This window comes from Bradyrhizobium sp. R2.2-H (assembly GCF_004346455.1).
Classification (GTDB): Bacteria; Pseudomonadota; Alphaproteobacteria; order Rhizobiales; family Xanthobacteraceae; genus Bradyrhizobium; species Bradyrhizobium diversitatis.
Genome location: NZ_SMBR01000013.1, coordinates 123,596 through 137,279, shown reverse-complemented (window position 1 = coordinate 137,279; position 13,684 = coordinate 123,596). Strand labels below are relative to the sequence as shown.

12 protein-coding genes and 2 pseudogenes are annotated in these 13,684 nt (G+C 61.1%); 8 read left to right on the top strand and 6 right to left on the bottom strand.

Features of this window, described 5'->3' with window-relative positions; genetic code table 11:
- Window positions 1-175 precede the first annotated feature (175 nt).
- Together EDE08_RS38650 and EDE08_RS29430 are read right to left on the bottom strand one after the other, a co-directional pair.
- A complete protein-coding gene (locus EDE08_RS38650; protein ID WP_165936255.1) occupies window positions 176-2,293 on the bottom strand; it encodes a ParB/RepB/Spo0J family partition protein in 2,118 nt (705 codons plus the stop codon).
- 96 nt (window positions 2,294-2,389) lie between these two features.
- Window positions 2,390-3,352: an ArdC family protein gene (locus EDE08_RS29430; protein ID WP_131872266.1), complete on the bottom strand. Its 963-nt coding sequence runs from the start codon at window positions 3,350-3,352 to the stop codon at window positions 2,390-2,392.
- 1,375 nt (window positions 3,353-4,727) lie between these two features.
- On the opposite strand from EDE08_RS29430, the gene EDE08_RS29425 reads away from it, so the two are divergent.
- Window positions 4,728-5,006: a hypothetical protein gene (locus EDE08_RS29425; RefSeq protein WP_131872264.1), complete on the top strand. Its 279-nt coding sequence runs from the start codon at window positions 4,728-4,730 to the stop codon at window positions 5,004-5,006.
- A gap of 25 nt (window positions 5,007-5,031) precedes the next feature.
- On the opposite strand, the gene EDE08_RS29420 is transcribed toward EDE08_RS29425, so the two are convergent.
- Window positions 5,032-5,220, bottom strand: a complete 189-nt coding sequence (locus EDE08_RS29420; RefSeq protein ID WP_131872262.1) for a DUF3606 domain-containing protein — start codon at window positions 5,218-5,220, stop codon at window positions 5,032-5,034.
- Window positions 5,221-5,463: 243 nt separating this feature from the next.
- Between EDE08_RS29420 and ligD the strand changes: the two genes are divergently transcribed.
- Window positions 5,464-6,411 (top strand): non-homologous end-joining DNA ligase, encoded by a 948-nt coding sequence (ligD, locus tag EDE08_RS29415; protein ID WP_131872260.1) that lies wholly within the window; start codon window positions 5,464-5,466, stop codon window positions 6,409-6,411.
- A 78-nt stretch (window positions 6,412-6,489) separates the two neighbouring features.
- Here the strand turns inward: ligD and EDE08_RS29410 are convergent, their stop codons facing one another.
- From EDE08_RS29410 to ku, 3 genes are all read right to left on the bottom strand, one after another.
- Complete coding sequence (locus EDE08_RS29410) at window positions 6,490-6,954, bottom strand: metallophosphoesterase family protein (protein ID WP_131872258.1); 465 nt, start codon at window positions 6,952-6,954, stop codon at window positions 6,490-6,492.
- Entirely contained in the window at window positions 6,951-7,454 is a 504-nt protein-coding gene (locus EDE08_RS29405; RefSeq protein ID WP_131872256.1) for an NUDIX hydrolase, read from the bottom strand. Before EDE08_RS29405 ends, EDE08_RS29410 begins: the two co-directional genes overlap by 4 nt.
- Before the next feature lie 276 nt (window positions 7,455-7,730).
- Window positions 7,731-8,663 (bottom strand): non-homologous end joining protein Ku, encoded by a 933-nt coding sequence (gene ku, locus EDE08_RS29395; RefSeq protein ID WP_131872415.1) that lies wholly within the window; start codon window positions 8,661-8,663, stop codon window positions 7,731-7,733.
- 144 nt (window positions 8,664-8,807) lie between these two features.
- Between ku and EDE08_RS39185 the strand changes: the two genes are divergently transcribed.
- From EDE08_RS39185 to EDE08_RS29365, 6 genes and pseudogenes are all read left to right on the top strand, one after another.
- On the top strand, window positions 8,808-9,203 hold the full coding sequence (locus tag EDE08_RS39185) for a hypothetical protein (protein WP_245524910.1): 396 nt from the start codon (window positions 8,808-8,810) through the stop codon (window positions 9,201-9,203).
- Between the two features lie 46 nt (window positions 9,204-9,249).
- Complete coding sequence (locus EDE08_RS29385) at window positions 9,250-9,699, top strand: hypothetical protein (RefSeq protein WP_131872413.1); 450 nt, start codon at window positions 9,250-9,252, stop codon at window positions 9,697-9,699.
- Between the two features lie 3 nt (window positions 9,700-9,702).
- Window positions 9,703-10,429, top strand: a pseudogene (locus EDE08_RS29380) (SOS response-associated peptidase).
- A gap of 355 nt (window positions 10,430-10,784) precedes the next feature.
- Window positions 10,785-12,049 (top strand): annotated as a pseudogene (locus EDE08_RS29375) (SAM-dependent DNA methyltransferase).
- Window positions 12,036-12,962 carry a hypothetical protein gene (locus EDE08_RS29370; RefSeq protein WP_131874994.1) on the top strand — a complete coding sequence of 309 codons (927 nt, stop codon included), beginning with the start codon at window positions 12,036-12,038 and terminating at the stop codon, window positions 12,960-12,962. The pseudogene EDE08_RS29375 and the gene EDE08_RS29370 overlap by 14 nt, the downstream one beginning before the upstream one ends.
- Window positions 12,963-13,123: 161 nt before the next feature.
- Window positions 13,124-13,636 carry a hypothetical protein gene (locus EDE08_RS29365; RefSeq protein ID WP_131872250.1) on the top strand — a complete coding sequence of 171 codons (513 nt, stop codon included), beginning with the start codon at window positions 13,124-13,126 and terminating at the stop codon, window positions 13,634-13,636.
- The last annotated feature ends 48 nt before the right edge of the window (window positions 13,637-13,684 follow it).

Here is a 13,684-nt window from a genome sequence, read left to right as displayed (position 1 = left end):
TCTTTCGGAGAGCAGGAACGGGTCGAACCATCAGGCGCTCTCCTCCGCCCCAACGGCTCAAACCCTTCCCGGCCTAGCCCTCCCTCTGAGCCCTCGCCCATAAGAATGGGGACCGGCACTGTGCACCGGTCCCCAAGCAACTGCAGGGCGGCCGGAGCCGTCCCGCTTTGTGTTTTCACTCGGCCGCGTCGAGCTGTTGCGGATCGTTGTCGCTGGCGTTCTCTTGATCCTCATCATCGGCGAGGAATTCGGGCAGCGGGCCCGCTTCGCCCTCCTGCTCCAGTGACGCCGCATCGGGATCGACAAGACGCAGCGGCTCCGGCAACCAACCCGAGCCATCCAGAAGGCGCTCAGCCTCCTTGGCCATGTCGGCCTTCTTCAGATGGTCGATCAGCTGCGCCGACGACTCACCCTTGGCTTCGCGCACGGCCTCCAGAATGCGCGGCTTGGTGACCCGGCCGAGATAGTTGTCAACGGTCGGTCGCCAGCCAGCTTGCACCATGTCGAACCCGACCGCACGCGCCAGCACATCAGCCTGGTCGAGGCGACTGCGGACACCATGAGCGGAGACGTGCCCCTGATTGTAGCGATTGGCTGGTTCATAGACGGCGTTGACGGCAAATGATGCACAGTGGGCGAACAGCGACGCCTGTGCACCACCATCGAGAGCCGTCAGCGCATTCCAGAGATCGGTCTCGCTCTTCGGCAATCGGGCCTTCCAGGCCTCATGTCGCGCCTCGACAGCCTTAGCGGAGACGCTTTCCCTCAGCCCTGGCGCTTGGGCTGGGAAGTTCGGCGTGCGAAGGCCAATCTCAAGACAGCTCCCGGAGGACGCGAACCGGTAAAAGGCCGTCAGCACGAAGTTATGCAACACTGCCTGAAACGCGATCGGCGGATTTTCTGCCAATCCATTCCGCAATGCCAGCGTGCGATGCGCAGTCAGTTCGGTGATCAGCCGATCCGGCAGAGGTTTGGCGGCGTCCTCATCATCCTCTTCGGCATCAGGAGCGCCACCTGCGACTGCGATGATCGTGCGCTGAACTGAAGTGTCAGGTTCCTGCTCTTCAGTCGACGATACGTTGGCGTCCTGCCCGACGTCAGTATCATTCGCCGGAACCTCGTCCTCTGGCCGGACGTAACCCCGGTCCACGGAGAGGCGTCCTTCGGAATCGATGCTGATGAAGACACCAGCTCGGGCGATCTCGGTCGGTTCATACAGCATCGGTCGGTCTTCAAACGCCGCCAGTGCCGACTCGATTGCGCCGAGACGTTGATCGACCTCGTCGGGCAATTCGTTGGCATCCTGATAATCGGCTTCAAGCTTGGCTTGCTCGGCGTTGAGAGCATCGATGGTGGCCTGCTCCTCGGGCGAAAGATCGATAGGTTGGCCTTCGATTTCTCTTAGGCCTTGGGTATGACCGTAGGGGAACTCTACGGCGACTGAGATCCACTTCCAGCCTTCGGCAGCAATCGCCTCAGCTTCGGCTTTGAGCTTTTCGGTTACCAGGCGGTCGAGCAGCACGACGTCCTGAAGCCAGCCGCCGTCGTCGTGCTCGAACAGATCCCTTAAGACGCCGCCGCCCGCATTCTGATAGGCATCAAGGCCCACAAATTGGGCGCGGCGATCGGACCCGCGTACGGTGTTCTCGGTGAGCAAGCGCCGGATCTGGTAAGGCTCGTCATAGCCGGAACGGCTGGCATTCTCCCAGACTTGCTCCTGGCGGGCGTGATCGGCCGTGACTGAGAACGCCATGAGCTGCTCGAGAGTCATGCCGTCTTCGGCATAGATCTCATGCAGCTTCGGCGACACCGACGCCAGCCGCAGGCGCTGCTTGACAATTGCAGGGTTCACGAAATGGCGGGCGGCAATGTCTTCCTCGCTCATGCCGAGATCGCGGAGTGTCTGGAAGGCCCGAAACTGATCGAGCGGATGCAGGCTGACCCGCTCATCGTTCTCCGCCACCGAATCGTCCGCGGCGATACCCCCTTCACGCACAACGCACGGTACCGCCTGCGTCTTTGACATGCGTTTTTGCTTCACCAGGAGTTCGAGAGCGCGATAGCGCCTGCCGCCCGCTGGCACCTCGAACATGCCGGTCTCGTTGCCATCTGCATCAACAACGGCCCGGACACTCAGACTTTGCAGTAGCGTCCGCTGCGCGATGCTCTCGGCTAGCTGCTCGATCGAGACACCGGCCTTGACCCGGCGAACGTTCGACTGGCTGAGCACGAGCTTGTTGAAGGGAATGTCCCGGGAAGGCGACAGCGTGATCTTTTGTACGGCTTTCGTCATTTTAGCTCTCCACGACGGGCGGCCGTGAGACTCTCTCTCGGCTTCGAACCCGTCGCAAACAGCTCCCCTCCTCTCACTCTCGCGCGAGGCCAGGCATCACGCAGCCTCGTGATCGGCGATAGCCGAATCCAGCGATGCGGGCTCAATGGACCCGGGAACGAAACCGAGCAAATAGTCCGCGGCCTTGCAGGCCTGCGAGGCGGCCCGCACGATGGCGCGATTGTCTTCGCGCAGGACTTCCAGCCAGGAGCCGATATAGTCGGCATGGCGCACGGTGGGGACGATCCCGAGCGATGCGCAGCTGAACGCGGAACTCAATTCGGCGACCAGCTCTTCGAAGGCATACTTCTTCGTACCGTAGGATCCGCTCTGGTCGCGATTGAGGCGCGAGGGATGCCCGGTCGCATGACCGAGTTCATGCAACGCGGTGCGGTGCCAGTTGATGGGTTCGAAATAGGCCTGCGGCGGCGGGACCTGAACATAGTCTTCGGCTGTTGCGTAGAATGCGCGATCTCCACCAATTCGAAATGGAATTCCGCTGGCCTTGATCAGGGCGTCAACCGTGGGTTCAATCAGGCCAGCCGGCGGTGGCGGCGCAGCGGTGGCAATCTCGTGAGGCAGATCTGCGCACTGATCGACGTTGAAAACGGTAAATCGTTTGAGGAATGGAATCGCCTGCGCGTCTTCACCGGTCTCGGCGGCGCGGCGCTTTTCGCCATTCGGCACGAAACGATCTGCGTAAACAACAGTAGTACCGCGCTCTCCCTTGCGAACGTGGCCACCAAGCGAGAGCGCCTGACGAAACGTGAGCCAACTTTGACCGGCAAATCCGCGTTCGATCACAGCTCCCCAGAGGATGAGGATGTTAACGCCACTGTATTGCCGGTTGGTCGAGGCGTTTTTCGGCATGGCTAGCGGCGCTTTCGCCGCGGCCGTACCCCAGGGCTGGACCCAGGGGACGCGTCCGGCCTCAAGCTCGGCGATGATCTTGTCGGTGATTTCGTTATAGAGATTCGCCCGGTCCTGGCCGGCGCGCGCGCAGGCATTAGGGTTTGACATCGCGGGTCTCCGCGACGGGCACCGCGAGCCTCTCTCGCAGCTTGTAACCCGTCGCGGAAAAACCCAGCCTGCACTCTTACTCTCAGCCTCTTCGCAATCTGCCTCAGGACCGCAGGCCCTGATCAGGCGTGCGCCAGGGCGCATCGCCTCAACGGAAAACGGCACCCGGAGAGCGTGAGCATAGCGACCCGAAGGGGCACGCGGGTCCGAGTGCAGCGACGAGACCGGTTCAATAGCGGCACCCGGGAACGGGGCAGTGATAGCGATCGCCGCAGGCGAGCCCCTTTCCCGAGTGCCCCCGGCGAGGAGCACCAAAGCTTTAGCGCGATCGAAGCCGCAAGGCCGAGACGCTGCGCGGCTCGGTTCACGAGAGCCCGGTGCGGCCCTGGCCGCACGCGCCAAAACCTGAGCGAACATGATGCACGCAATGATACGAGAACCGCCCGGCATTTTCACAGGAGTCTCACAATTGTGGAAGAGAGGCCTATGGGCGGAGCGAAAGCGAAGACCACTCGCGGACGCGGCGAAAGAGACACCCGCAGGAAGGTCAGCATAGCGCCGACACGTAGTGGCGGGACCTGGGACCGAGTGCAGTCGCGAGACCGGTTAAGAAGGCACCCGACCCGAAGGGCAGTGATAGCGACGCCGGCATGCAATGACGGCGGGCCCGAGGGCGAGTGCCTCCGGCGAGCGACTCAATGCGGCTTCACGTCTGCTTGGTATTAATTTTGCTTTTGTGATAACGTCTCACTCGTGCGCATGTCTATGCACGTCGTGGGCATGTTCACTGAGAGCTAATTCTTACAGAGGACGACATGGCCAAGAAAGCGAAGAAGGCAAAGAAGACGACGAAATCAGCTACCAAGAAGGTGGCGAAGAAGACTTCAAAGAAAAAGAAGTAGCCGTATCGGCTACTGATCTATTGCCACCTCCGGGTCGCAACCCGGATGAAAAGCGAGACCTTCCCAAAGGATATGAAGCGTCCTTTGCAGCCGTTTGGTATCGCGGCACGCTGAGATAAGGCCGGACCTTTGTGCAGGTGGCTGCTGCATAAAGGTCCGGTTTTTCGCTTCTGCCCCGCGAGGGCGTGATCTGCTCGTGCGCGAGGGATCGAAGCCGCAAGGCCGAGACGCTGCGCGGCTCGGTTCACGAGAGCCCGGTGCGGCGACAGCCGCACGCGCAAAGCGGATAAGACGTCTGAAGTATCGGAAAACGGTTTCTTCAGTTCGTTGTTGCCACCCTAGCACCTGGCCGGGCGGAAAATTCGGCCTTTGAAGGACAACGAGATCTCACGATCCGGAATCCCAGTCGTGTGTTAGCGATGGGGAACGTCTGCGGGACTAAACGATTCGTCTCAGCGTGGGAGAACCTTTCAATGCTGATGACCAAGCAGAGACGGCCGGCGATCCGCACCCTGCGCGGTTGGGCGATCAACGTGCTGAACGAGGCCGGCGCCATCCGCGAATGCGAGGACCACGGCTGGATGCAGGATCGCGCCGATCCGCATACACGGGAGCGGGCCTTCGACATCGCCCGTCGAGATCCGCCAGCAGGCATCTCCCCTCAAGCAGCGGAGGCCGCGGTTCGCGACGCGCTGGACTCGATTGGTGATACCTGCCCAGAATGCCCTCCTGACGAGGAGGACCGGCTCTAGGCCCCGACCCCGACCCTTCTCCGCCTCAGCGGCCCAGCCGTTTCTCCACGCGCTTGCGCGCGTTACCGACCTTTTTGACGGCCTTTTTCACCGCGGGTGCCGACTTTCCGGTCTTCTTCGCCTCGTACTGCACTTCGTAGTTCTGCCCGCCTGCCACTCGCGCCCGGTCCTGCTTTCGTCCGCGTGCCGTCTTGCTTTTCTTCGCTACCGCCATTGGTGCCTCCTGTTGCGACATCGAAGCAACGCGACAAGGATTCGCAGGTTCCGGAACGATTCGAACTGTGCCAATTTGAATCGGCTGTAGCGTGGAGTTCTTCAGTGGCGTTCAGCGTAAAAGGCCGGTGGGCTATCGGCGTCAAGGCGCCTTTCCCCGCTTCATCGAACCGGCCCTGGCCACCTCGAGCGATAAGGTGCCGTCCCTGCATGACGCAACACGCACTGAAGGATTGACCCTTGAATGAGCCGGACGTCGACCCTGCCCAAGCGCTTACAGCCAATGCTCGCTACGCTCACCGACGCGCCGTTCGACGACCCCGACTGGGTTTTCGAGGATAAGTACGATGGCTTCCGGATGATCGCGGAAATCCGGCGGGGCAAGGTTGCGCTCTACAGCCGCAACGGCAAGATCATCAGCCGCAGCTATATCGAGGTCGCCAAAGCGCTGGAAGGCGTGAAGGGCGACGCCGTGATCGATGGCGAACTCGTTGCGATCGGAAAGGACGGCGTCTCGCATTTCCAGCTACTTCAGAACGCACTGCGGCATGAAGCGAAGCTCCTGTATTGCGCATTCGATCTCATGTTTCAGAACACAGTTGACTTGCGCAAACAACCTCTTCTCGAGCGCAGGGAACGGCTGAAAGCGATCTTGCCGCGTCACCGGCTGATCACCTTCAGCCGTCACCGCAAAGCGAGCGGCACGAAATTCTTCGCCGAGGCCGAGCGGAAGGGTTTGGAAGGCGTCATGGCGAAGCGCGCCGACAGCGCGTATGCGTCCGGAAGCCGGACGGTGGATTGGCTGAAGATCAAGACAGCAAAGCGGCAGGAGGTGGTGATCGCGGGCTTCACGGCGCCGAGGCGTACAAGACCATACTTCGGCGCCCTGGTCCTCGCCGTGCGGGAAGACGACACATGGCGCTATATCGGACATGTTGGCACTGGCTTCAGCCACAAGGTCCTGGAGGACCTCCACACCAAGCTCATGAAGCTGACGACCCCGAGATCACCCTTCCCTGCCAAAGTGAAGGACGAGGCTGCCACGACCTGGGTCAAGCCCTCGTTGGTTGCCGAGGTCAAATTTGCGGAGTGGACGAGCAAGGGCGAACTGCGCCAGCCCGTCTACCTCGGGCTCAGGTCCGACAAGCGGGCGAAGGACGTCGTGCGTGAGCGAGAACGTCCGCGCAAATAACGCTTTCCTTCGGGCGTAACCGGCAGGCGGAACGAATTAGCGCATTCGCCTATGTAAATTCCCTGCGCGGTAGCGCACTCAGTCCCCTCCAAGATCGTGGATTTCCGGTTGCATGCCCTGAGAAGTGACTTCGAGCGTCGCAAGCGTGATCGGCAGCCTGAAGCGCCGCGGTCCCGCGCTTCCGGGATTCAGGTAGAGAACGCCACCGACCGTATCGATCTTCGGCACGTGGGAATGTCCGGAGACAATGACGTCGATGCCGGCGCCGAGATCGGCCTGCAGCGTCTTAAGGTCGTGCAGAACGTAGATCGACTTTCCCGCCAGGCGCACGAGTCTTGTATCGGGGTATTCGCGGGCCCACTCGCCGCTGTCCACATTTCCACGGATGGCGGTGACGGGCGCGATCCGGCGAAGCGCATTGACGATCTCGGGGCGCCCGATGTCGCCGGCATGGATGATGTGATTGACACCCGCCAGGCCTCGTTCCGCCTCGGGCCTCAACAGGCCGTGCGTGTCCGAAATGATTCCAATTCTGAACGTCATTTCCCGGCGCTCTCAACCGCGATCGCCAAAAGACGATCAAGAAGCTCTAGCTGCCCGGACAGCATCTTCGTCCGCGCGATCTCGATATCGAACCATTCCGCGCGGTCGACTTCGGGAAAGGTCTGCCGTCGACCGCTTCGGGGCGGCCATTCGATATCGAAAGTATTGCTGATCAGCGCCGCCGGGTCAAAACGGCCCGCGCCGGCGAATGCGATGACGCGCTTGCCTCCTCGCTGTCGGACTTCCCCCAGCGGCTGGAGCGGACCAATCGAAGCGCTCGGGCCGAGTTCTTCGGCAAATTCGCGTCGAGCGACGTTCTCCGGAGCATCATCGGGATCGATTTCGCCCTTAGGAATGGACCAGGCGCCATCATCCTTGTTGCGCCAGAACGGGCCGCCGGGATGAACGAGCAGTACCTCGAGCCCCCGCGCTCCCTTGCGGTATGCGAGAATGCCCGCGCTCAAGGTCGATCTCCTGGAAGTCTTGTTCACCGCAGCCATATCGCTCCTACTTTGCAGAGCAGTCGAGCGCCGGCGAGCCGCCCTGCCATACTGGACCGCGCTCGCTGCTTAGCCTCGTCCACGGCCCTATGCAGCGCGGCTTCGGCCTCGCGGTCGGCCGCCTTGCTGGCGCGCGCACCGACCCGCCGGGCCGCCACTAGACGGCCGACAATATAATCTCGGGTGACCTCGTTGAAATGGGATTAGCCATTCGCCAAAGCCTGCCGCGGACAACGAAGTAGTGGCCGTCCGTCGTCACCGGATACTTCACGACGCCTAAGCCGACTTCCGCTGCGGCTTAGCCGCCGGCTTCTTCGCCGCGGTCTCCTTCGCCGGCTTCTTGCCGGTGATCGGCATCAGCATTTCCTTCTGCCCGGCCGCCGCCTTGCGCGGCTTTTTTCCTGATTTCTTGGGTGCCGCTGGAGCTGCCGCGCCCTCTCTTCCGATGCTCTTGCGCAGCGCGTCCATCAGGTCCACGACGTTCTCACCTCGAGGACGCGCTTTCGCGGCGATGGGCTTGCCCGCGCGCTTCTGATTGATGAGATCGATAAGGGCGGTTTCGTACTGGTCTTCGAACTTGTCCGGCTCGAAATGACCCGCCTTCTGATTGACGATGTGTTTGGCGAGATCAAGCATGTCCTTGGTGACTTTGACATCCTGGATATCGTCGAAATACTCATCCGCAGAACGGACTTCGTAGGGATAGCGCAGCAAGGTCCCCATCAGCCCCTTGTCGAGCGGCTCCAGCGCGATGATGTGTTCGCGATTGGTCAGCACCACCCGACCGATCGCGACCTTGTTCATCTCGCGGATGGTTTCCCGAATGACGGCGAAGGCATCGTGCCCGACTTTACCGTCGGGGCGCAGGTAGTAGGGGCGAATGAGATATCGCGGATCGATCTCGTTGCGGTCGACGAACTCGTCGATCTCGATCGTTCGCGTCGATTCCAGCGCGACGTTCTCGAGCTCCTCCTTCGTCACCTCAATAAATGTGTCGGTGTCGACCTTGTAGCCCTTGACGATGTCTTCGTTGTCGACCTCCTCACCGGTATCAGCGTCCACCTTGGCGTACTTGATGCGGTGGCCGGTCTTTCGGTTGAGCTGGTTGAACGAGACTTTTTCGGATTCCGACGTGGCCGGATAGAGCGCTACCGGACAGGTGACGAGGGAAAGACGCAGGAAGCCTTTCCAGTTAGCGCGGGGGGCCATCGCGGGGGAACTCCATACTGGTGCCGGATTCAAGACGAACGGGCCGGCTTGGTTCCGACAGCGCGCCCCTTCCAAAAGGATGATTTTTTCAGGATGAGGGTCCGAGCGGACTCGACATTTGTTCTTGTTATGTTCTAATTCAGAATGACCGATCGACCCGCGAGCTGGCGTATGCCGCCCCCCAAGCAGATGGAAAAACTGGCCGCGGAAGCCGCCCGTAGACCGGGCCCCGCCACGGCGGCTCCAGATGCGCCACTCCCGGCGGACTATTGGGAATCGGTCCTGAAAGACCCTCGCGCCGACGACAGCGGAGCCCAGAAGCGGCAGCGACGTCTTTCGGAAATTAAGGCCCACGTGCTGCGCGTCTCCTGCCGCCGCTGCGAGCGGACCGTGGAAATCCAGACCGCCGATGCCGTCCGCTTGTATGGCGCCAACGCGGTCTGGAAGGACGTGGCGCAACGGTTGCTCGACAACACCTGCCAGCAACGCACCGGCAGGCATGAAGAAGACGGGTGCTGGCCAGCATTCGAGACGCCGTAGCCGTTCTGCATTTGCCGATCCGATCTCTTTGCGCCCGGATGTCTGGATGGCCCCGAAGTATCACCCCAAGCCGCTGTCGGGCGGCGATCGCAAGGCTCTGGCAAAAGAGCTCGGCAAGGCACGCGCGATGGCGAACATGCTGGCGACCCAATCGGCGGAGATGCGGGCCAAGGGCGAGGCCATGATCCAGCAAGCCGACAGGCTTCTGTGCGAAAGCTGGAACGAGCGGATGTGGAGTGACGGCGAACCGATTGATCCGTCGCCGACCATCGATCAGGCCGTGAACGGAGGCTTTCCCTGGCTGGAAATCAGGTGCGCGCGCTGCAAGACGCCGAGCGACGTCGACCTCGCGGCGATGAAGCACGCGCCGACCACGTTCGTGCATGATCTTGCCAGCCGGCTGCGCTGCCGTAAATGCGCCAAGGCGGGCCGGCGTCCATCCGCGACTCTGCTACAGTTGACGTGGCAGCCGCGCCACCCTCGAACCGAATCCTGACCGATGTGCAATCTCTATTCGATCACGACCAACCAAGCCGCGATCAGCGCGCTGTTCCGCGTCGTGAACCGATACGTTGGCAATCTGGCGCCGATGCCGGGGGGTGTTTCCCGACTACAAGGCGTCGATCGTGCGCAACGGGGCTGAGGGCCGAGAACTTGCTACGGCGCGGTGGGGGATGCCGTCGTCGTCAAAAGCGCTGATGGACGCCACGAAGAAGCGAGCCGAGAAGCTGCAGGCCAAAGGCAAGGCAGTGGATTTCAAGGAATTGCTCAGAATGGAGCCGGATGGCGGGACGACCAACATCCGCAATGTGAAGAGCAAACACTGGGCCCGCTGGCTCGGCGTCGAAAATCGCTGCGTGGTGCCGTTCAACTCCTTCAGCGAGTTCAACAAGGCCGAGGGCGGTGATATTTGGTTCGCGCTCGATGAGACCCGTTCCCTGGCCTGCTTCGCTGGCATCTGGACCAACTGGACGTCCGTCCGGAAGATCAAGGAAGGTGAGACCACCAACGACCTCTACGCGTTCCTCACAACGGAGCCAAACGCAGAAGTCGGCGCCGTCCATCCAAAGGCCATGCCTGTGATCCTTATGACGCCGGACGAGGTCGAGTCCTGGATGACGGCTCCTGTGGACGAGGCCCTGAAGTTGCAGCGACCGCTTCCGGACGAAGCGCTCCGGGTCGTCGCCCGTGGTATCAAGGAAGACCTGCCCGGGTCGCCGGCGTGACGGGCAAAACCGGCCGCCGTCAGCGGCAAGATTGTCCATGACTTGGTCGCTTTCTACGCACGCGCCTACCGACGCGATGATCGGTGGAGGGAGCACTAATGATCCGCTCAAAGTCTTTCTGGCAGTGTAGAATCGGCGCGCGAATCGGTAGGAGAAGCGCGTGACCTCACGGCTTTCACAAAAGGAGGCCGGAGCCTACTACACCCCGGACCCCGTCGTCACGAGCCTCCTGAAATGGGCTGTTCGCAGCGAGGAAGATCGCCTGCTCGATCCTTCCTGCGGTGATGGCCGGTTCATTGCCGGCCACCGCAATGCGGTCGGCATCGAGCAGGATTATCATGCCACACAGACCGCTATGGCCCGCGCGCCATGGGCATTGGTCCATGAGGGCGACTTTTTTGCTTGGGCTGGCGAGACCGCCGAGCGCTTTGAATGCGCGGCGGGGAACCCGCCATTCATCCGTTACCAGACCTTCAACGGCGAAACGCGTAAGCGTGCGCTTGAATTGTGCACACGCCTGGGCGCCGACTTTTCCGGGCTCGCATCCTCGGCTCCGTTTCTGGTCGCAGCAGCCGCGCTGCTCAAGCCAGGCGGCCGCATGGCCTTCGTCGTGCCTGCCGAAATCGGTCATGCCCCATACGCGGCCCCTTTGCTCGATTATCTTGTCGGACATTTTGCGACGGTCCAGGTCGTAGCGGTCCGCAGCAAGCTTTTCCCGGACCTCTCCGAAGATTGCTGGCTGCTCTACGCGGACGGCTTTGGCGCCACCACACAACATATCCGCTTTTCCGCGCTCGAGAGCTTCCGCCCATCGGCACGGCCGCCGCGCGAATATGTGACAGTTGGCGTGCGTGAATGGCGCGATGCCTGGAATCGCCGCCTGCGCCCATTCCTAATTTCACAGCAAATGCGCGATCTCTACCTCGATATTGCGCTTGCCAATAAAGCGCCGCGTCTGGGCGATCTCGCCTCCGTTGGCATCGGCTACGTCAGTGGGGCCAACGACTTTTTTCATCTTCGTCCGAGCGAAGCGGAAAAATGGGATATTCCTGCTGCGCTTCTGCACCCGACCGTCCGCAATGGCCGCGCTCTGCCGCCGTCCCGCGTGACAGCATCGGTGGTGGAACGATGGAAGCGCAACGACGATGCAGTTCTGCTGCTCAAACTGCCAAAAATGGACGACGTTCCCCGCGCCGTTCGGCGCTACCTAGACACAGAGGCCGGCCAGACTGCCCGGCAGGCGTATAAATGTCGCGTGCGCGATCCCTGGTACTCCGTACCCGACGTGAGGTTCCGGACTTTTTCCTGTCCTACATGTCAGGACTTGAACCCAACTTGGTGCGCAATGATGCCAATTGCACCTGCACCAACTCGGTCCATAGCGTCCGCCTCAAAAGTGCAACTGCCAGACCCTATCTGTCATCATGGGGCAGCCCATTCGTACATCTGAGTTGCGAACTCCAGGGCCATCCGCTCGGGGGCGGAATGCTGAAGCTCGAGCCCCGTGAAGCGACGCAAATCCTTCTTCCCGATCCTGCGATCATCCGGCGCGCGGACAATGACGTGATCGCTGACGCGATCCAGACGATGCGCTCCTGGAGGCACTATGGCGAAGCGTAGTAAGAACGACGCCTCGCCCTGCCAATGGATCAACGGGCCGCAAGCATTCAAGGCCTTTGCCACCCATGAGGGCAAGACGCAGAGCGCACGGCACATTAAACCGCTACACTGGTACATTGCCTGCCGGCTGGTCCTGGAGGGTGGCTTTGCGCCGGATGATATCACGCCCCGCCCGCCGTTTTGGATCGAGCAGAAGAGGGGCCGGAAAGGTCGCGCGCGTAATCTCCTCCACTTTGATCCGCAAAGAGGCGGCTCCGGCGAGCAGGTCATCCTTGGCGGATTGAAGACCAAGAATGTCGATGTGGTGGTGAACAAACTTCACGTCGGTCCGGTGCTGGCGGTGTCGTGCAAAGGTGTCACAAAGGCGTTCCGCAATCTGACCAACCGTATGGAAGAAACAATCGGCGAGTGCACCAATCTCCATATTACCTATCCCGCGATGGTCGTCGGCTATTTCTCGGTCCTTCGTGCCAACCGCACTATCGAGGACGCGCTCGAGGCACCTGATCTCGACGAGGAAGATACGGTCGCGGAAACGGAGCCCGCATCGGATGCTGACGTCCCGGAATTGCCCGCGTCAACCAAAGGCATTGAACGCATGAAGGCGAACGACATAGCCGTCCTCAAGGATGGCAGTGTGGTCGAAGGCATCGTCCGCTTCCATGCGGCGTTGCGCGAAATGACGTCGCGGCGCGGCTTGCGCGATGAGATCAGCCGTTACGAGGCCATGACGATGGCACTTATCGAGCCGCGCGGCGAGGAGGCGGGTAGCGTACTTGCGGAGTTTCCGCCGCCCGAGAGTCCTTTGCATCTGACGAATTTCTTCCGCACGCTTTATCAGCGTTACGAGGAGCGTTTTGTTTATGGCGCGCCGCTGTTGTCGGAACGTGGCGTCACGGCTCGTCTCGAGTAGGATCCCGAATCGCCAGCCCTCACGCGGGAGGCTGTCGAAGCCAAGGACTGGCCCGTGCTCGATTTCAGCCCGCGCCTCGCGGCGAGCGAGCTGTAGTCACTGCTGCAAATTCGTCTTGGGTCTGACCAAGGTCGATGTTTGACTGAAATATTTGGAACCTCATGACCAAGGAAGGTCCACTCGGCGGGTCCGGGAAGTGGGCGGAACGTGGTGTCCCGCATCGTGGTTGGTCGTGCATCGATATTGAGGATTTAGGAGCCGCCGACGCCGTCTGTGAAATGTGCGAGCGGCAGGACATCCGCTACGTCCATTATATGCAACATCCCAGTTACCCTAACATTCTGCGTTGCGGCTGCGTATGTGCCGGACATATGGAAGAAGATCTGGTCGGCGCCCGCAATCGCGAAAAGACCATGCGTGGTGCGGCGGCAAGGCGACGCAGCTGGCCTAATCGCAAAGGCTGGAAAACGTCGGTCAATGGTAATTTCTTCATCGACACCGACGGCTTTCACATCGCGGTCTTCCGAAAGGGAGACACTTGGAGCGGTGTTATCAGCCAGCCGTCAACCGGTTTCGAGCGATATGCTCGGCTGACCTACCCGACTGACCGCCAGGCCAAACTCGCTGCCTTCGACGCCATGATGCTTATCAAAGCTCGCCAATCCGAAGCTTGACGTGAATCCCGCGGCCATCCTTAATGCCCACTGTGGTATTGTGATGAT

What these genes read in the sequence shown, in the direction of transcription:
- EDE08_RS39185 (WP_245524910.1), top strand. Translation starts at nt 8,808, where the DNA reads ATGACCGATCGACCCGCGAGCTGGCGTATGCCGCCCCCCAAGCAGATG.
- ligD (WP_131872260.1), top strand. Translation starts at nt 5,464, where the DNA reads ATGAGCCGGACGTCGACCCTGCCCAAGCGCTTACAGCCAATGCTCGCT.
- EDE08_RS29420 (WP_131872262.1), bottom strand. Translation starts at nt 5,220, where the DNA reads ATGGCGGTAGCGAAGAAAAGCAAGACGGCACGCGGACGAAAGCAGGAC.
- EDE08_RS29385 (WP_131872413.1), top strand. Translation starts at nt 9,250, where the DNA reads ATGGCCCCGAAGTATCACCCCAAGCCGCTGTCGGGCGGCGATCGCAAG.
- EDE08_RS29405 (WP_131872256.1), bottom strand. Translation starts at nt 7,454, where the DNA reads ATGGCTGCGGTGAACAAGACTTCCAGGAGATCGACCTTGAGCGCGGGC.
- ku (WP_131872415.1), bottom strand. Translation starts at nt 8,663, where the DNA reads ATGGCCCCCCGCGCTAACTGGAAAGGCTTCCTGCGTCTTTCCCTCGTC.
- EDE08_RS29370 (WP_131874994.1), top strand. Translation starts at nt 12,036, where the DNA reads ATGGCGAAGCGTAGTAAGAACGACGCCTCGCCCTGCCAATGGATCAAC.
- EDE08_RS29425 (WP_131872264.1), top strand. Translation starts at nt 4,728, where the DNA reads ATGCTGATGACCAAGCAGAGACGGCCGGCGATCCGCACCCTGCGCGGT.
- EDE08_RS29430 (WP_131872266.1), bottom strand. Translation starts at nt 3,352, where the DNA reads ATGTCAAACCCTAATGCCTGCGCGCGCGCCGGCCAGGACCGGGCGAAT.
- EDE08_RS29410 (WP_131872258.1), bottom strand. Translation starts at nt 6,954, where the DNA reads ATGACGTTCAGAATTGGAATCATTTCGGACACGCACGGCCTGTTGAGG.
- EDE08_RS38650 (WP_165936255.1), bottom strand. Translation starts at nt 2,293, where the DNA reads ATGACGAAAGCCGTACAAAAGATCACGCTGTCGCCTTCCCGGGACATT.
- EDE08_RS29365 (WP_131872250.1), top strand. Translation starts at nt 13,124, where the DNA reads ATGACCAAGGAAGGTCCACTCGGCGGGTCCGGGAAGTGGGCGGAACGT.